This is a genomic window from Pseudomonas syringae pv. tomato str. DC3000, assembly GCF_000007805.1.
In the GTDB taxonomy this organism is placed as follows: domain Bacteria; phylum Pseudomonadota; class Gammaproteobacteria; order Pseudomonadales; family Pseudomonadaceae; genus Aquipseudomonas; species Aquipseudomonas avellanae.
Genome location: NC_004578.1, coordinates 2820029 through 2838466 on the forward strand (window position 1 = coordinate 2820029; position 18438 = coordinate 2838466).

General features: G+C 61.1%; 16 protein-coding genes. 15 read left to right on the forward strand and 1 reads right to left on the reverse strand.

The annotated features are described in order from the left end of the window. The first annotated feature begins 13 nt into the window (after positions 1 to 13). From tssM to PSPTO_RS13290, 15 genes are all read left to right on the forward strand, one after another. Positions 14 to 3520, forward strand: coding sequence for a type VI secretion system membrane subunit TssM (gene tssM, locus PSPTO_RS13220; protein ID WP_011104079.1), 3507 nt, complete (start codon positions 14 to 16; stop codon positions 3518 to 3520). Positions 3521 to 3797: 277 nt separating this feature from the next. Continuing rightward, entirely contained in the window at positions 3798 to 4631 is an 834-nt protein-coding gene (gene phnC, locus PSPTO_RS13225) for a phosphonate ABC transporter ATP-binding protein (RefSeq protein ID WP_011104080.1), read from the forward strand. Positions 4632 to 4668: 37 nt separating this feature from the next. Continuing rightward, positions 4669 to 5679 (forward strand): phosphonate ABC transporter substrate-binding protein, encoded by a 1011-nt coding sequence (gene phnD / locus PSPTO_RS13230; protein WP_007246947.1) that lies wholly within the window; start codon positions 4669 to 4671, stop codon positions 5677 to 5679. Between the two features lie 27 nt (positions 5680 to 5706). Beyond that, positions 5707 to 6495, forward strand: coding sequence for a phosphonate ABC transporter, permease protein PhnE (gene phnE, locus PSPTO_RS13235; protein WP_007246946.1), 789 nt, complete (start codon positions 5707 to 5709; stop codon positions 6493 to 6495). A 38-nt stretch (positions 6496 to 6533) separates the two neighbouring features. Further along, a complete protein-coding gene (gene phnF, locus PSPTO_RS13240; RefSeq protein ID WP_011104081.1) occupies positions 6534 to 7253 on the forward strand; it encodes a phosphonate metabolism transcriptional regulator PhnF in 720 nt (239 codons plus the stop codon). Between the two features lie 14 nt (positions 7254 to 7267). After that, on the forward strand, positions 7268 to 7732 hold the full coding sequence (phnG, locus tag PSPTO_RS13245) for a phosphonate C-P lyase system protein PhnG (RefSeq protein WP_007246944.1): 465 nt from the start codon (positions 7268 to 7270) through the stop codon (positions 7730 to 7732). Beyond that, positions 7732 to 8328 (forward strand): phosphonate C-P lyase system protein PhnH, encoded by a 597-nt coding sequence (gene phnH, locus PSPTO_RS13250; protein ID WP_011104082.1) that lies wholly within the window; start codon positions 7732 to 7734, stop codon positions 8326 to 8328. The genes phnG and phnH overlap by 1 nt, the downstream gene beginning before the upstream one ends. Then, the gene (locus PSPTO_RS13255) at positions 8328 to 9407 is read left to right on the forward strand and encodes a carbon-phosphorus lyase complex subunit PhnI (protein WP_011104083.1); all 1080 of its coding nucleotides are present in this window, start codon (positions 8328 to 8330) and stop codon (positions 9405 to 9407) included. Before phnH ends, PSPTO_RS13255 begins: the two co-directional genes overlap by 1 nt. Then, a complete protein-coding gene (locus PSPTO_RS13260; RefSeq protein WP_011104084.1) occupies positions 9404 to 10291 on the forward strand; it encodes an alpha-D-ribose 1-methylphosphonate 5-phosphate C-P-lyase PhnJ in 888 nt (295 codons plus the stop codon). The genes PSPTO_RS13255 and PSPTO_RS13260 overlap by 4 nt, the downstream gene beginning before the upstream one ends. Then, complete coding sequence (phnK, locus tag PSPTO_RS13265; protein WP_011104085.1) at positions 10288 to 11109, forward strand: phosphonate C-P lyase system protein PhnK; 822 nt, start codon at positions 10288 to 10290, stop codon at positions 11107 to 11109. Before PSPTO_RS13260 ends, phnK begins: the two co-directional genes overlap by 4 nt. Positions 11110 to 11141: 32 nt before the next feature. Further along, a complete protein-coding gene (gene phnL, locus PSPTO_RS13270; protein ID WP_011104086.1) occupies positions 11142 to 11858 on the forward strand; it encodes a phosphonate C-P lyase system protein PhnL in 717 nt (238 codons plus the stop codon). After that, on the forward strand, positions 11852 to 12997 hold the full coding sequence (locus PSPTO_RS13275) for an alpha-D-ribose 1-methylphosphonate 5-triphosphate diphosphatase (RefSeq protein ID WP_011104087.1): 1146 nt from the start codon (positions 11852 to 11854) through the stop codon (positions 12995 to 12997). Before phnL ends, PSPTO_RS13275 begins: the two co-directional genes overlap by 7 nt. Beyond that, positions 12997 to 13563, forward strand: coding sequence for a phosphonate metabolism protein/1,5-bisphosphokinase (PRPP-forming) PhnN (phnN, locus tag PSPTO_RS13280; protein WP_011104088.1), 567 nt, complete (start codon positions 12997 to 12999; stop codon positions 13561 to 13563). The genes PSPTO_RS13275 and phnN overlap by 1 nt, the downstream gene beginning before the upstream one ends. Further along, entirely contained in the window at positions 13554 to 14303 is a 750-nt protein-coding gene (phnP, locus tag PSPTO_RS13285) for a phosphonate metabolism protein PhnP (protein WP_011104089.1), read from the forward strand. Before phnN ends, phnP begins: the two co-directional genes overlap by 10 nt. A 154-nt stretch (positions 14304 to 14457) precedes the next feature. Then, positions 14458 to 16824 (forward strand): glucose/quinate/shikimate family membrane-bound PQQ-dependent dehydrogenase, encoded by a 2367-nt coding sequence (locus PSPTO_RS13290; RefSeq protein WP_011104090.1) that lies wholly within the window; start codon positions 14458 to 14460, stop codon positions 16822 to 16824. Positions 16825 to 16886: 62 nt separating this feature from the next. Here the strand turns inward: PSPTO_RS13290 and PSPTO_RS13295 are convergent, their stop codons facing one another. Next, positions 16887 to 18410, reverse strand: coding sequence for an amidase (locus tag PSPTO_RS13295; protein WP_005762891.1), 1524 nt, complete (start codon positions 18408 to 18410; stop codon positions 16887 to 16889). Positions 18411 to 18438 lie beyond the last annotated feature (28 nt).

The window sequence follows — 18438 nt, forward strand, 5'->3', positions numbered from 1 at the left end:
CAAGAGAAAAGTCATGAAATCCCTCTTTAAAAAGCTCATTGAAGTGTTGTGTAAAACCTGGGTCTGGTCACTGTTGCTGGTGTTTTTGTTGGCGGCATCGATATGGAGTTTTGGTCCGCTGCTGGCGGTGTCGGATAACAGGTTCTGGGAAGGCACCAGCGCACGGTTGATAACAATCAGTGTGTTGTTTCTGGTGTGGGGGCTGGGGATGGTCTTTACCAACTGGCGCGGTAGCCTGATCAAAAGGCAGGCCGAGGAAAGTGAGACGGGCAAAGAGTGCCTGCGCAAGTCGGTTGTGATGGAAAAGGAGCGCCTGGAACTTGCCAGTCGCTTCACGGATGCCCAGCGCGTCCTCAAGGATTCCGCTCTGTTTGGAGAACTGGGCGCTCGCGGCCGCAAGGAGCTGCCCTGGTATGTATTGATCGGCCCTCAGGGCAGTGGCAAGACCAGTCTGCTGGATTTTTCCGGGCTCGATTTCCCCCTCGACAGACCGGCTCGCAAACTGACTCGCGATACGAGCAGTACCGGCAGTTGCGACTGGTACTTCACACACCAGGCGATCCTTCTGGACACATCGGGCCGCTATTTCGATCAGCCTGATCCCCAAGTGGACGGCGGCGCATGGATGACGCTGTTGGGGCTGTTACAGGGACGTCTGCGAACGCAGCCGCTCAGCGGTGTGCTGGTGACATTGCCGGTGGATATTCTTCTTGATGGCCTGGACAAGCGTCTGGAGAAAGTCGCTGGAGATGTACGTGTTCGTCTGGACGAGATCTTTCGCCGGTTGCACGTTGATGTTCCGGTTTACCTGGTGCTGACCAAAGCAGACTCGATAGCGGGTTTCGATGATTTCTTTGATCAATTGTCTCGCGAGGAAAGTGAGCAGGTCCTTGGGACAACGTTCAAAAAAGGGCAGCGAGGCACCGATGTCGACGTCATCAGTCAGGCGTTCGAGACCTTGCTACAGCGCCTGGGCAGTCAGGTCATAACTCGTATTCATCAGGAGCGCGACAGCCAGCGTCGGGGGAGAATGCTCGAGTTTCCCAATCAGCTTGGGGGCATCGGACGCCGGCTGAATATTTTTGCCGAGTTGGCGTTTTCCGGGAACCGCTATCAGCGAGCCAGTCAATTGCGTGGCTTTTACCTGACCCGTGCACCCCACGTCATGCAGCAGGGCGGTCAACAACCTGAGCCTGAAACCGGTGCGGGTCTTCCTGTGCAACACGGTGGCCGCGCACGGTTTATTCATGATCTGTTACGTCATGTCATTTTTCCTGAGTCCGATCTGGCCATGCTCGGCAAAGAAGCCCGGAAGAAAATCCAGTGGCGGCAAAAGGGCATGTATTGTGCAGCGCTGCTATTTCTGGCGGTGTCTGGTGCGCTCTGGGCGACCGGCTTCAATGCTAACCACGACAGGCTGGAAAAGCTTCGCACACTGGGTGAGCAGTGGACGCGGCAGACGTCATCGCTCACCGCCGAAGATGATCTGCTGACGATCCTGGCCAGCTTGAACACCCTTTACGAGGCCGCTCGGGTATTTCCGGACAGCGACGAAGTCGCTCTGTACGAACGTAGCGGGCTTTATCAGGGACAGCCTGCCAACGAGGTACTTATGCGCGCCTATCACGCTGGTTTGCAGACGCAACTGCTGCCACGAATGGTCAGCATGTTCGAAGCCCGGATACTGGACAGCCTGCGGGACCGCGAGCAATTGCTGAGCAGCCTTCGCGCCTATCTGATGCTGATTCAGCGAGAGCACCGGTTACCTTCTGCACTGGAGACATGGGCCACCGCCGACTGGTCAATTCGCTATGCCGGGCACGCACAGGCTCAGCGCGAGCTGAACCAGCATTTCAAGCGCTTGCTTGCGCTGCCTTTTGTCTATCCGGCCAACGATGCTCTGGTGGCGCAGGCGCGTCAGGTGTTGCGTAATGAATCACTCGCCACTGTGGTTTATCGGGTACTGCGTGAAAAAGCCCGGGTATTGCCGGATTACAGCCTGGCTCATCACACCGGGCCACAAGAAGCAGTGTTGGCAGGTGCCGACTATCGAATTCCAGGGCTTTATACGCGTCAGGGTTACGAGCGGTACTTCGTCACACACGGCACCGGACTGGTGACTGAAATCATGCGTGACAATTGGGTACTGGGGGAGGGGGCACCGTTCAGCGTCACTCAATTGCGCGCGCTGATGGTCGAGCTGGAAAAGCTGTACTTCCGGGATTACGCCGACCATTGGGCAGAGGCCATTGGCCGGGTTTCATTGCATCCTTTTGAGGGGCCAGCTCAGGGCGCAGTGCAAATGGCAGGCCTGGCGGCGGCCCATTCGCCTTTGCTGAGGTTGCTGACCGAGGTGCGCGACAACACGCGGTTTCCGATGCTTGCGGACAGCCTTGACGCTGCGAAAACACAAGTCGGTAAAACAGTTTCAACCCCTGCAGTGCTTGACCAGGCGGTTGCTCTTGGCGAGCAATTGCAACAGTCGGCTGCCAGTAGTTTGCCCGAGACAGCCAAGAAATCATTGCAGCGACGTTTTGATGCGCTGCATCGATTGCTGGATGAGGAAAGCGGTCCCTCAGCCGACCTGATGGCTGCGCTGAACGCCGTCAATGAGTTGCAGATGCAGATGGCCGCGCTGGCACGCTCCGGTCAACCTGATCTGGCTGCCTACGAGATGGCCAAAGGGCGGATGTCCGGGCAGCGAGATGCACTGAACAACCTGCGCAGCGCGGCGACAGTGTTGCCTCAACCCGTCGGCGGCTGGTTTGACAAGCTGGCTGAAGACACCTGGAGTTTCGTGCTGTATCAGTCTCACCACTATCTGAACCAACGCTACAAGGCCGAGCTTTACAGTTTCTATGAGCAGTCTCTCGACAAACGCTATCCGTTTCATGCCCACAGCAGCAGCGACGTGGCGCTTGAGGACTTTCGTGAATTCTTCGGGCCACAAGGCATTGCCGAGCGGTTTTTCGATAACTACCTGAGGCCTTTTGTCAGCGGCAGCCCGGGAAACCTCCGCTTGCGCACCCTCGACGGTTACAGCCTGCCGATGAGTCGTGCCTACCTGCACCAGATGGCCGGCGTGCATGACATCCGCAAAAGCTTCTTCAGCACTCACACACCGGAGCCGCAGGTGCAATTCACCCTTGAGCCCTACACACTTGACCCTGGCGTGCGCCGCGCGGAATTTCGTCTGGGCGATCAGTCGCTGGAGTATCGCCACGGTCCAATCGTGCCGATGGGGTTCAAATGGCCGGCAGGCATCGACAATGGGCGCGCGAGTCTGGTCATGGACGGTAGGCTCGGACGGCCGCTGGGCATAGAAAAGAACAACGGCCCATGGTCGCTGTTTCGCCTCTTCGACCTGATGCAGACCGAGCCTTTGCAAGGACGTGATGTGCTACTGCTCAAAGCCGATGTCGGCGGCATGCGCGCGCATTATCTTTTGTCGAGCCTGCGCGCGCCCAATCCTTTCGATATGACTGCATTGCGCGGTTTTCGCATGCCTGCGCAGCTTTGATGTCACGGGATCTTTAGAACCGCCAGCGCTTTAGCGATCTGCCGGGAGTCTGCAGTCATACCCGGGCTTACGCCCAGGCACCTCCCGAACAGCCTGCCGGCGCATCGGCACGTAGCTGCTCCCGAGATCTGCGCTGAGTCATACACGCTGCAACACTCCCTGCGACAAACTGTTATCAGCTCGTCACTCGCGGTTCATGAGGCTGCAACAACACAGGTTCAGTTTGGTTGACACCGAATACGACCTGTCCCGGGTCGTGCCCAGACCGAGAAGCCTCATGAACGCAGCCATTCATGTCCAGGGCCTGAACAAGACCTTTTCAAACAAAAGCGCTTTGCTTGATCTGGCGTTGTCTATACAACCCGGTGAAATGGTTGCCCTGATTGGCGCTTCGGGCTCCGGCAAGTCGACCTTATTACGCCACCTTGCGGGGCTGGCGTGCTGTGATCGCAGCAATGGCGGTCAGGTTCAGGTGCTGGGGCGCGAGGTTCAGTCTTCCGGGCGTCTCAATGGCCAGGTACGGCGCCTGCGCGCCGACATCGGCTACATCTTTCAGCAGTTCAATCTGGTCAATCGTCTCAGCGTGATGGACAACGTCCTGATCGGTTGCCTGGGCCGTATGCCGCGCTGGCGTGGCAGCTTGGGGTTGTTCAATCGTGAGGAAAAGCAGCGCGCCATGGTCGCACTGGATCGGGTCGGGCTGGCTGATCTGGCCGCTCAGCGTGCCTCGACGCTGTCGGGTGGCCAGCAGCAACGGGTGGCCATCGCCCGTGCGCTGACACAACGCGCCGAAGTGATTCTGGCCGATGAACCGATTGCCTCGCTCGACCCCGAATCGGCCCGTCGGGTCATGGAAATTCTTGCCGACATCAACCGCCAGGATGGCAAGACAGTCGTCGTCACGCTGCATCAGGTCGATTACGCCGTGCGCTATTGCCCGCGTGCCGTGGCCCTTAAAGGCGGGCGCATTCATTACGACGGTCCGGCGCAGGACCTCAGCAAGCCGTTCCTTAACGACCTGTACGGCGCAGACGAAGACGCGAGCCTGATGATCACCGAACGCAGCCGTCGCGTCCGGCAAAAGCCGCGTCTGGTACTGGCTAAAGTCTGAAGCTTCTCAACATCACCCTCTAATCAGGAGAGCTTGCATGTTCAACCGTATCGGTCGCGTCCTCGCGTCTGCCGCTTTGCTGACCGCCTGTGCATTGGGCACGGTCCAGGCAGCGGAAGAAAAAGTCATCAATTTCGGCATCATGTCCACCGAATCGTCGCAGAACCTGAAAAGTATCTGGCAGCCGTTTCTCGATGACATGAGCAAGAAAACCGGCCTCAAGGTCAATGCCAGCTTCGCGTCGGACTATGCCGGGCTGATTCAGGGCATGCGCTTCAACAAGGTCGATGTGGCGTGGCTGGGCAACAAGGCTGCGCTGGAAGCGGTGGACCGTTCCAACGGCGAGATTTTCGCTCAGACCGCCGCTGCCGATGGTTCCGCCGGTTACTGGAGCCTGCTGATCGTGCGCAAGGACAGCCCGATCAACTCCGTCGAAGACATGCTCAAGAACGCCAAGAGCCTGACCTTCGGCAACGGTGACCCGAACTCTACCTCGGGCTATCTGGTGCCCGGTTATTACGTGTTCGCCAAAAACCATGTGGACGCCTCCACGGCGTTCAAGCGCACCTTGAATTCCAGCCACGAAGTCAACGCATTGAGCGTTGCCAAGGGCCAGCTCGATGTCGCGACGTTCAACACCGAAAGCTGGGACCGCCTGGCCGTGACGCAGCCGGACAAGGTCGAACAATTGAAAGTGATCTGGAAGTCGCCGCTGATTCCAGCCGACCCGATTGTCTGGAGCAAGGCGCTGTCGGACGAAAACAAGACGAAGATTCGTGAGTTCTTCGCCAGCTATGGCGATACCGACGAAGAGAAAACCGTCCTCAAGAACATGCAGATGGGCAAATTCCTCAAGTCCAGTGATGACCAGTTGTTGCCGATTCGTCAACTTGAACTGTTCAAGCAGCGCACTGAAGTCGTCGCCAGCACCACGCTGAACGCAGAGGAGAAGGCCAGCCGTCTCAAGGACATCGATGCCAGCCTGAGCAAATTGCAGGAACGCATTACCGAGCTTAACCAGAAAACCGCGACCAGTACCGCGGGTTGATCGACAGGCTGTCGGCGGGAGATACACATGAATACTCACGGTGCATACGCTCAGGTGGCGGGCAAGCCCAACGGGGCTCGTTACCTGGGCTGGGGGCTGCTGCTTGCCGCTCTGGCCTGGGCCTGGCAGGGCGCGGAGATGAACCCGATGGCGCTGGTGCGCGATTCATCGAACATGGCGACGTTCGCCTCAGACTTCTTTCCGCCCGATTTTCGCGAGTGGCGCAGCTACCTCAAGGAAATGCTGATAACGATCCAGATCGCCCTGTGGGGCACGGCGCTGGCGATTGTCTGTTCCATTCCGCTGGGTATTCTCTGCGCCGAGAACATCACCCCGTGGTGGATTCACTTGCCGCTGCGGCGCTGCATGGATGCGTTTCGTTCGATCAACGAAATGGTCTTCGCCATGCTGTTTGTGGTCGCCGTCGGTCTCGGGCCTTTCGCCGGGGTGCTGGCGTTGTGGATCAGCACCACCGGCGTGCTGGCCAAACTATTTGCCGAGGCCGTTGAAGCCATCGAGCCTGGCCCTGTCGAAGGGGTGCGCGCCACCGGAGCCAGCGCGCTACAGGAAGTGATCTATGGCGTCATTCCGCAGGTCATGCCGCTGTGGATCTCCTATGCTCTATACCGGTTTGAATCCAATGTGCGCTCAGCGACGGTCGTTGGCATGGTGGGTGCGGGTGGCATCGGGGTGATTCTCTGGGAAAACATCCGGGCCTTTGCGTTCGTCCAGACCAGTGCCGTGCTGCTGGTCATCATCGTGGTGGTAAGCCTGATCGACATTGTGTCGCAGCGCCTGCGCAAGCAATTCATTTGATTGAAGAGGGGGTGTTCCAATGAACACTTTTTTTAACCATGCAGTTGTCTAGACAAGACGAGCCGTTATACCTCGGGCTGGCCGAAACCCTACGCGACGAGCTGGCCGGCTACCAGCCCGGCGACTACCTGCCTGCCGAGTTTCAGCTGGCCGAGCGCTTCAGCGTCAATCGCCACACCATTCGCCGCGCGGTCGATGAACTGGTGCGTGAAGGCAGCGTATTGCGCCGTCAGGGCAAGGGTACTCAGGTGCTGGAGCGTCCGCTGATCTACCCGATGCAGGCCGACAGTGCCTACAGCCAGTCGTTGTCGGCGCAGGGCGTTGGCGTGGAAGCCATTCTGCTGCTGCGTCGCGAGTGCCAGGCCAGCCATGAAGACGCGCTGCATCTGGGCCTGGCCGAGCACGCGCCAGTGATCGAGCTGCAGACCTTGCGCAAATTGGACGGTCAGGCGGTAAGCCTGATTTTCCACCGTTACAGCGCCGTTTACCACGAGTTGCTGGCTGATTATCAGGGCGGCTCGGTGCGTCAGTACCTGGCTGAGTGCGGGCTACCGTTGAGTCGCGCGCAAAGTCTGATCGGCGCGCGATTGCCGTCACGCGAAGAAGCCGGGTTGCTGTTGATGCCCCGGCACATGCCTGCACTGACGGTGCTGACCGTTTCCTGCGACGGAGCGGGGCAGCCGGTCGAGCTTTCCCGCTCGGTCAGCCGCTCCGACCGCTTCCAGTACCAGGTGGCGACTGCCATTCCAACCAGATGATGTCGAGGTGTTCCATGTCAGCAAGTCCCGAAACAGCCGCGCGCCAGCACTGGATGGGCGTATTGGCCCGCGCCCATGTCGATGAGCCGAGCCGCGAACAGTTGAACCGTCATGAAGCCGCACTGCGCGATACCGAATACCAGATGATCCGCGCCCCGGAAATCGGCATGACCCTGGTGCGCGGCCGGATGGGCGGCACCGGCTCGGCCTTCAATCTGGGCGAAATGAGCGTGACACGCTGCGTGGTGCGCCTTGCCGACGGGCGTACCGGCTACAGCTATCTGGCCGGACGCGACAAGCGCCACGCTGAACTGGCTGCACTGGCCGACGCCCACTTGCAGGGCGCGCAGCAGGCCTGGTGGCTGAACGAACTGATCGAACCCCTGACGCGTGCACAAGCCGAGCGCCGGGCCCGTAAGGACGCTGAAACCGCTGCGACCAAAGTGGAATTCTTTACCCTGGTCCGAGGAGAAGACTGATGAGCGCCATCCTTCTGCAACCTGCCTTTACCGACCCCGTACTTGATGCGCAACGCAGCTTTCGCATGGCCTTGAAAGCGCTGGCCGGGCCAGGGATCGCGCACACGTTGCCCGCCGGGCATCTGCCGCCTGCCTTGCAAGGCCTGGACAGCGCCACTCATGCCTTGTGCCTGGCGCTGCTGGACCTGGACACGCCGGTCTGGCTTGCACCTGCGTTCGATACCCCGGCCATTCGGGCAAACATTGCCTTTCATTGCGCCAGCCCGATTGTCAGTGATCGCCAGGCGGCGCGCTTTGCGTTGCTCGACCTGGCCACTGCCCACCATCTGGACGGCTTTGATACCGGCAATGACCGTTACCCGGACCAGTCCTGCACCTTGCTGATCCAGCTGCCGAACCTTGAAGGCGGGCCAGCGCTGAGCTGGAGCGGCCCCGGCATCGAACGGCAAAAAACAGTGAGTTTGCCGCTTGAAGCCGGTTTCTGGATCGAGCGCGATTCGCGTAACTCATTTCCCTGCGGGCTGGACGTGTTCTTTCTGGCCGGCAAGCAGATGCTCGGTTTGCCACGCAGCACCCGCGTGCAGGAGTGTGCCTGATGTACGTTGCCGTGAAGGGTGGCGAACAGGCCATCGATAACGCCCACCGCCTGCTGGCCAACAAGCGCCGTGGCGATACAGACATCGCCGAACTCGACGTCGAGCAGATCCGTCAGCAGTTGCCGCTGGCCGTGGCGCGGGTGATGAGCGAAGGCTCGCTGTACGACCCGCAACTGGCCGCGCTGGCGATCAAGCAGTCGGCGGGCGACCTGGTCGAAGCGATCTTTCTGCTGCGCGCCTACCGCACGACGCTAACGCGTTTTTGCGCCAGCGTGCCCATCGACACCTCGAACATGCAGCTTGACCGGCGTTTGTCGGCGACCTTCAAGGACGTGCCCGGCGGCCAGTTGCTGGGGCCGACGTTCGACTACACCCACCGGCTGCTGGATTTCACCTTGCTGGCCGAAGGCGAGCATCCAGGGCCCGACGTGGCGGCGCAGGCGACACTGGACCCATGCCCGCGCGTAATGGGGTTGCTGGCCAAAGAGGGGCTGATGAAGCCGGAAGTCGATGAGGGTGGAAGCGTCGCTGACATCACCCGTGAACCGCTGGAATTCCCCTCCAGCCGTGCGCAGCGCTTGCAGGCACTGGCGCGTGGCGATGAGGGCTTTCTGCTGGCGCTGGGTTACTCGACCCAGCGTGGCTATGGGCGCAATCACCCGTTCGCCGGAGAGATCCGCGTCGGTACCGTGGAGGTCTGGATCGAGCCCGAAGAGCTGGGTTTTGCGATTGTGATTGGCGACATCGAAATCACTGAATGCGAGATGGTCAACCAGTTCGTCGGCTCGGCCAGCGAACCGGCGCAGTTCACCCGGGGTTACGGCCTGGCCTTTGGCAATGCGGAGCGCAAAGCGATGGGCATGGCGCTGGTGGACCGCTCGTTACGTGCCGAGGAATTCAGCGAAGAAATCCGTTCGCCCGCGCAGCAGGAAGAGTTTGTGCTGGCGCACTGCGACAACGTCGAAGCGGCGGGCTTTGTCTCGCATCTCAAGTTACCGCATTACGTGGATTTTCAGTCCGAGCTGGAACTGATCCGCAAGCTGCGCAAGTCCGCACCGACCCCGGAGAGCGACCAATGAACACTCCAGTCAAGAGCGCTGCACAGACCCGACCAGCGCGAGATGAGGCGTACAACTTCGCGTATCTGGACGAACAGACCAAACGCATGATTCGCCGTGCCTTGCTCAAGGCCGTCGCGATTCCCGGTTATCAGGTGCCATTCGGCGGGCGCGAAATGCCGTTGCCTTACGGCTGGGGCACCGGTGGCATGCAGCTGACGGCGGCGATCCTGGGTGACGACGACGTGCTCAAAGTCATCGATCAGGGCGCTGACGATACCACCAACGCGGTGTCGATCCGGCGCTTCTTTGCCCGTACCGCAGGTATCGCCACCACCGAGCGCACCCCGGATGCCACGGTCATCCAGACCCGCCACCGGATTCCGGAAACACCGCTGCACGCTGATCAGATCATGGTCTATCAAGTGCCGATCCCCGAGCCGCTGCGTTTCATCGAACCCTCGGAAACCGAGACCCGCACGATGCACGCGCTGGATGACTACGGCGTCATGCACGTCAAACTCTACGAAGACATCGCCACCTTCGGCCACATCGCTACCAGCTATGCCTATCCGGTGATGGTCGATGAGCGTTACGTGATGGACCCCTCGCCGATTCCGAAATTCGACAACCCCAAGCTGCACATGAGCCCGGCGCTGATGCTGTTCGGTGCCGGACGCGAAAAACGCTTGTACGCCGTGCCGCCGTTCACCCAGGTGGTGAGCCTAGATTTTGAAGACCATCCGTTTGAAGTGCAGCGCTGGGAACAGTGCTGCGCCATCTGCGGCAGCCCTGATTCGTTTCTCGACGAACTGATTCTCGATGACGCCGGAACACAGAGTTTTGTCTGTTCCGACACCGATTACTGCGCCCAGCGCGTCAAACAGCAGGAGAACGCCCGATGATCAGTGCACAGTCATTGAATCCCGAAGGTGCGCGTCAGGCCGAACCTGCGCAGCCGTTGCTCAAGGTTCGCGGGTTGACCCGTCTGTACGGGGTGCAGAAGGGCTGTCAGGACGTCAGTTTCGACCTGTACCCCGGTGAAGTGCTGGGCATTGTCGGCGAGTCCGGCTCGGGCAAATCCACCTTGCTGTCGTTGTTGAGCGGACGTTGCCCGCCGGATCGCGGCAACATCGACTACCGAGGCAAGGGTGGCAGCTGGTTCGACCTGTACAGCGCCAGCGAGGCGCAGCGTCGCACTTTGTTACGCACCGAATGGGGTTTTGTCGAGCAGAACCCGCGCGATGGCCTGCGCATGGGCGTTTCGGCCGGGGCCAACATCGGTGAGCGTCTGATGGCGCAGGGCGTGCGTAATTACCAGCAACTGCGCAGTGCGGCGCTGGACTGGCTGACTCAGGTTGAAATCGACCCGCAGCGCATCGATGACCTGCCGCGCACGTTTTCCGGCGGCATGCAGCAGCGTCTGCAAATCGCCCGCAATCTGGTGTCCAGCCCCAGGCTGGTGTTCATGGACGAGCCCACTGGCGGGCTGGATGTGTCAGTGCAGGCGCGTTTGCTCGATTTGCTGCGTGGGCTGGTTCGCGAACTGGACCTGGCGGTGGTCATCGTCACCCACGACCTGGCGGTCGCGCGGCTGCTGGCGGACCGGCTGATGGTCATGCGCCGCTCGGAAGTGGTTGAAAGTGGCCTCACCGATCAGATTCTCGATGACCCGCAGCATCCGTACTCACAACTGCTGGTCTCTTCGGTGTTGCAGCCATGAGCCGCACATCCCAGGTAGAAGAGGTGAAACCGATGACGACATTGATCGAGGTCCGCGACCTGTCGAAAACCTTCACCCTGCATCAGCACAACGGCGTGGTCCTCAATGTGCTGCGCGGGCTCAGCTTCTCGGTGCGCAGCGGCGAATGCCTGATGCTTAGCGGGCAGTCCGGCGCGGGCAAAAGTACCTTGTTGCGCACGCTGTATGGCAACTACCTGCCAGCGGCCGGCAGCATTCGCGTGCAGCACGAGGGCGAATGGACCGAACTGGTCGGGGCGACCCCGCGCCAGGTACTCGAGGTGCGCCGCAAGACGCTGGGCTATGTCAGCCAGTTTTTGCGCGTCATCCCCCGAGTATCGAGTCTCGACGTGCTGATGGAGCCCGCGCTGGCAAGAGGCTGGAGTCGTGAGCAGGCGCAGGCGCGCGCGCAACTGCTGCTGACCCGTCTGAACATCCCGCAGCGCCTGTGGCCGCTGGCGCCCAGCACATTCTCGGGTGGCGAACAACAACGCATCAACATTGCCCGGGCGTTCATGGTGCCGTGGCCGGTACTGTTGCTCGACGAGCCGACTGCTTCGCTGGACGACGCCAACCGCAAGGTGGTGCTGGAACTCGTCGCTGAGGCCAAACAGGCCGGTGCGGCACTGATCGGCATTTTCCATGACCGTGACGCCCGCGAGTCGGTCGCCGACCGTCAACTCGACATGACCCCGGTGGACCTCACCGCCAAGGAGTTGCTGCAATGCTGAACGAACAGATTTTCAGTAATGCCCGTGTGGTGACCGCTGAGCAGGTGTTTATCGGCACCGTCGTGGTGCGTGATGGCCTGATTGCCGAGGTGCAGACCGGGCGCAGTCAGTTGAGCCAGGCCCAGGACCTTGAGGGCGACTTTCTGTTGCCTGGGCTGGTGGAATTGCACACCGACAACCTGGAAAAACACCTGTCGCCGCGTCCGGGTGTGGACTGGCCATCGATGTCGGCCGTCATCAGCCATGATGCGCAGATTGTCGCGGCCGGTATTACCACCGTGTTCGACGCGCTGTCGATTGGCGACATCAACCCCAAGGGCAAGCGCATGCAGCAATTGCCCGCCATGCTTCAGGCGATTGCCGACGCCAACGAAGCGGGCCTGACCCGCGCCGACCACCTGCTGCATTTGCGTTGCGAAGTCAGCCATCCGGACACCCTGAACGTGTTTCGCGACCTGGTGGGCCAGCCGCTGGTGCAACTGGTGTCGGTGATGGAACACGCGCCCGGCCAGCGTCAGTTTGCGCTGGAGTCCAAGTACCGCGAGTACTACATGGGCAAATACCACATGAGCCATGAGGAGATGGATCACTTCATCGTCGAACAGGTCGCCAACTCCACCGAATATGCCGATCGCTACCGGCGGGCAATCGTCGAACTGTGTCTGGCGCGGGGCCTGTCGATTGCCAGCCACGATGATGCAACCATGGCCCATGTCGAGGAATCGGCGGGTTTTGGCATGAACATCGCCGAGTTTCCGACCACACTGGAAGCCGCTCAGGGGTGTCGGCAACTGGGCATGAGTGTGTTGATGGGCGCACCGAACATCGTGCGCGGTGGCTCGCACTCCGGTAACGTGGCAGCTGCATCGTTGGCCAGGCACGGGCTGCTGGACATTCTGTCCAGTGATTACTATCCGGCCAGCCTGCTGCAGGCCGCGTTCATGCTGGCCGAGCAGGACAACGACTGCGAGCTGCCACACGCAATCAATATGGTCAGCCGCACGCCTGCCATTGCGGCGGGGCTGGCGGATCGCGGTGAAATTCGCGTCGGTCTGCGCGCTGATCTGATTCAGGCGCGCAATCATGCAGGCCTGCCGGTGATCGACAAGGTCTGGCGACAAGGGAAGAGGGTGTTTTGATGGTTGGCAGGTTGATCTATCTCATCGGGCCGTCCGGTTCAGGCAAGGACAGCCTGCTGGATGCCGCCCGGGAAACGTTGACGCAACGCAATTGCCGGGTGGTGCGGCGGGTCATCACCCGTTCCGCCGAAGCGGTGGGTGAGGCGGCGCAGGCCGTGAGCGTCGAAGAGTTCGAGCACATGCGCGATCGGGGTGCGTTTGCGTTGAGCTGGCAGGCCAATGGCTTGCGTTACGGCATCCCCATCGAGATTGATCAATGGTTGCTGGAAGGTAACGACGTCTTGATCAACGGGTCTCGAGCACATCTGCAGAAAGCGCAGATGCGCTATCCCAACCTGTTGGCCGTATTGCTGACAGTCAATCAGGACGTGTTGCGTCAGCGTTTGCTGGCGCGCAATCGGGAAACCCTCGTGGAAATCGAGGAACGTCTGGAGCGCAACACGCGCTTCGCCGGGGACCTGCTGGCCAGCAACCCACAGGTCTTCGCGCTGGATAATTCCGCAGATTTGCAACACACCGTTGCGACCCTGATAGGGTTGATGGACAAGCGCCAAGCATGCGCCTGACGCTGCTAGGCACTGGTGACGCGCGGCAGGTGCCGGTCTACGGTTGCCAGTGCGTGGCGTGTTCGGCGGCGCAGGCCAATCAGGACCTGCGGCGTTTGCCGTGCAGCGCGCTGATCGAGTGCGCCGGCCAGCGCTGGTTGATTGACAGCGGCCTGACCGACCTCACTGAGCGTTTCCCGCCGCGCAGCCTGAACGGCATTCTGCAGACCCACTACCACGCCGATCATGCCCAAGGCCTGTTGCACCTGCGCTGGGGCCAGGGGCTGGTGATTCCGGTCCACGGTCCGGCCGATCCTGAAGGGCTGGCCGACCTTTACAAGCACCCCGGCATTCTTGATTTCAGCCAGCCGTTTGCCGCCTTCGAAACCCGTGCGCTGGGCGAACTGCACGTCACCGCGCTGCCGCTGGCGCACTCCAGACCCACATTCGGCTATTTGCTGGAAGGCGACGGGCAACGCGTGGCGTACCTGACCGACACCGTCGGCTTGCCGGACGCGACCTGCGAATTCCTGCAACGTCAGCCGCTGGACGTGCTGATTCTCGACTGCTCCATGCCCCCGCAGCCTCAGCCGCCCCGTAATCACAATGACCTGACCCTGGCGCTGGAAAGCATCGACCAACTGCGCCCGGCTAAGGCGGTTTTGACGCACATCGGCCACACGCTGGATGCCTGGTTGATGGAGCCGCCGCAAAGGCTGCCTGGCCATGTATTGATTGGCCGGGACGGCATGACGCTGTAAATGATGGCGCTGTAAACACCTGCATACACACGAAAAACTGTGCGCTGATCGCCCGTAAAAGCCCGTTCCAGACGCTTGGCGGGGTGCGACAATTTGTCATTATGAACCGTTTGGTACATTCTGTTGGGCTGTAAAAATCCGACAGGTTTGAAAAATGACAAACAAGCAAGACACAGGAGCTGGCAGCAGGTTGCTGTTGCTCGGGTTGGGCGTGCTGATCGCTCTGATCGGGCTCGGTCTGGCAGGTGGCGGCGGCTACCTGGTGACATTGGGCGGGAGTTGGTTCTTCCTGCTGATGGGGCTGGCGATGCTGGTCAGCGGTGCGCTGATCGCAGCCCGCAAACCCAAGGGCGCAGTGCTGTATGGCATCGCCTTGATATTGACTGCGCTCTGGGCGGTCTGGGATGCAGGCCTGCATTACTGGCCGCTGGTGTCCCGCGTATTGACCTTTGCCGTGATCGGCCTGGTGGTTGCGCTGATTTACCCGACGCTGATTCGCGCTTCGGGTGCGCAGGCAGGTCGTGGCGCTTATGGCCTGGCCGGCGTGCTGGCCATCGGTGTTGTCGCGACCATGGGTTACATGTTCGTCCCAAGCCATGTGGTTAGCGCCAGCAGCGTGCCGGCCGTCGTTCCGGTGGCACCCGGCGCCGAGCAGAAGGACTGGGCACACTGGGGCAACACCCCGGCAGGCAACCGGTTCGCGGCGCTGGATCAGATCAACAAGGGCAACGTCGAAAAGTTGCAGGTCGCCTGGACCTTCCACACCGGCGACATCCCGCAGAGCACCGGCGCAGGTGCGGAAGACCAGAACACGCCACTGCAGATCGGTGACACCGTCTACACCTGCACCGCCTACGGCAAAGTCTTCGCACTGGATGCCGACACCGGCACCCAGCGCTGGAAGTTCGACCCGCAGGGCAGCGGACCCAACTGGCAACGCTGCCGAGGCCTGGGCTACTTCGCCACGCCAGGTGCCGACGTATCTGCTCAGCCGGCGGCTGCTGTTTGCGCCACACGTGTGTTTCTACCGACAGGCGATGCTCGCCTGATCGCACTGGATGCCAAAACCGGCGAGACCTGCAAGGACTTTGGCAATCAAGGCGTCGTCGATCTGAAAACCGACATGGGCGAAGTCAAGGAAGGCTACTACCAGCAAACCTCGACGCCGCTGGTGGCGGGCAATGTCGTTGTAGTGGGCGGTAGAGTCGCCGACAACTTCTCTACCGGCGAGCCACCGGGCGTCGTTCGCGCCTTTGACGTGCACAGTGGTGAGCTGGTCTGGGCCTGGGATCCGGGCAACCCGAACACCAGCAAGCGTCCGCCAGCCGGGGAGACCTACACGCGCGGCACGCCGAACGTCTGGTCGGCAATGTCCTACGACGAAAAACTTGGCCTGATCTACCTGCCGACCGGCAACGCCACGCCTGACTTCTTCGGCGGGACGCGTACCGAGCTGGATGACAAATGGTCCTCGTCAGTGGTCGCCGTAGACGTCAAGACCGGCCAGGTACGCTGGAACTTCCAGATGACCCACCACGACCTGTGGGACTTCGACATTCCGGCGCAGCCGTTGCTGTATGACATTCCGGACGGCAAGGGCGGTACGCAGCCTGCGCTGGCACAAGTCACCAAGCAGGGCGAAATTTTCCTCCTCAACCGTGAAACCGGTGTGCCGATCTCGCGTGTCGAAGAGCGTGCCGTGCCACAAGGTAATGTGCCGGGCGAGCGCTATTCGCCGACTCAGCCGTTCTCGGTGGACATGCCGTCGATTGGCAACCAGACCCTGAAAGAGTCCGACATGTGGGGCGCCACCGCATTCGATCAACTGATGTGCCGCATCGCCTTTAAAGGCCTGCGCCACGAGGGCGTTTATACGCCACCAGGCCTGGACCCTGCGTTGCAGTTCCCTGGCTCGCTGGGCGGCATGAACTGGGGCAGTGTCTCGGTCGACCCGACCAACAGCTACATGTTCGTCAACGACATGCGCCTGGGCCTGGCCAACTACATGATCCCGCGCGATAAGATCGCCGCTGGTGCCAGCGGCATCGAAATGGGCGTCGTACCGCAGACCGGCACGCCATTCGGCGCAATGCGTCAGCGTTTCCTGTCAGCTGTCGGAATCCCGTGCCAGGCACCGCCGTTCGGCACCATGTCGGCGATTGACCTGAAGACCAAAAAGCTCATGTGGCAGGTCCCGGTCGGCACCGTAAAAGACACCGGCCCGATGGGTATCCGCATGGGCCTGCCGATTCCGATCGGCATGCCGACGCTGGGCGCATCGTTGTCCACACAGTCGGGCTTGCTGTTCTTCGCAGGCACCCAGGACTTCTACCTGCGCGCCTTCGACAGCGGCAACGGCAACGAAATCTGGAAGGCCCGCCTGCCCGTAGGCAGCCAGTCCGGCCCGATGACCTACGTGTCGCCCAAGACCGGCAAGCAGTACATCCTGCTCACCGCCGGCGGCGCCCGCCAATCGCCTGACCGTGGTGACTACGTGATTGCGTACGCGTTACCCAAGTAACGTGCTTCAGCGTTGAGGGGCAGGTTTTGCCCCTCATCTTTCCGAAGCTGGCTGCGCCACCCTCACATCGCCCCCACCTCCGGTTTCCCGCCCTTCGATCCTCCGTAAACCGGTGGATGGGTGACGATATGCGTCAGATCGACCGCCGACGCCAGCAGTTTTTGCAGATCAGGGCGTGGCCGGGACAAGCGGGGATCGTTCGCCGTTGCTTGTTCAAGCGCCTCGGCGCAGGCCAGCAGTTTTGCGTCGCCACGAAAGCCGCCGATCACTTGTAGCCCGAATGGCATGCCTTGGTGATCTGTGCCGCAGGGCAGTGACAAGGCGGGGTTGGTGGTCAGGGTGACGGTGTAGCACAACGCCAACCAGCGGTAGTAGTTGTCCAATTGCACGCCGTTGACTTCGCGCAGGTACAGTTCGCTCCAGGGGAAGGGCGACACGGGTGTGGTTGGCGCGAGGATCAGGTCGTAGTGTTCGAATTGTTTCTGGAAGCCTCGAAACAGTCGGCTCTGCTCGCCATGCGCTTTGACGCAATCTTGCAGTGACATCGCCGCGCCCATTTCGAAGTTGGCGCGGGTGTTGGGGCCCAGCGCGTCCGGGTCGCGGTCGTGGGCGTCCTGTAGGCCGGCGACGAAGGCTTCGGCGCGCAGTACGTCGAAGGTGCGGTGGGCGCTGGTCAGGTTCAGGTCGATGGCGTCGCAGGACTTGAACAGCGGTTTGAGTGCGCTGATTTTTTCCCGGAAGACCGCACGAATATGAGTGTCCACTGCGCACGTGCCGAAATCTTCACTGTAGCCGACTCGCAGCTGGCTGAGGTCTACAGTGCGCGGCGCGAATTCGTCATCGGCGATGGCATAGCTCAATGGGTCGGACTGCGCCAGCCCGGCGCTGGCGCGCAGTTGCAGCAGGGTGTCGGCGACGTTGCGGCCCATCGGGCCGACGACGGAGATGGGCGTCCAGCCGAGTTTCTTGCGCTCGCTCGGCACCAGGCCCGGCGAAGGGCGCAGGCCGACGACGCCGCAAAGTGCTGCGGGAATGCGCAGCGAGCCTCCGGTGTCCGAACCGCTGCACAGCGGCACCATGTCTACCGCCAGCGCGGCGGCCGAGCCACCTGAGGAGCCGCCGGCATTCAGTTCGGGATTGAACGGGTTGCCGGTTGCGCCCCACACCACGTTGCGGGTGTTGGCTCCGGCGCCGAGTTCCGGGACATTGGTCTTGCCGACCATAATGGCCCCGGCCGCGCGCAGACGGGCCACGAACAGGTTGTCCTGAGCGGGAATGTTGTCGCGAAACAGTTGTGAGCCGTAGGTGGTGAGCACGCCAGCGGTTTCTTCCAGGTCCTTGATGCCTATGGGCAGGCCGTGCAGCAGCCCCAGCGGTTTGCCTTGCAGAACGGCATGCTCGGCCAGCAGTGCCTCGTCGTGGGCGCGCTCAAAGCAGGTGGCGGCGAACGCATTGATTTTCGGATTGAGGGATTCAATGCGCTCGATGCAGGCGTCGAGCAATTCCACTGGCGAGATCTGCTTGTTGCCGATCAGTGCACGCAGTTCGGTGGCGGATTTGCCAAGGAGCTCGGATCGGTTTTGCATGGAATGTTCCTCACTGGACTGTACAAAT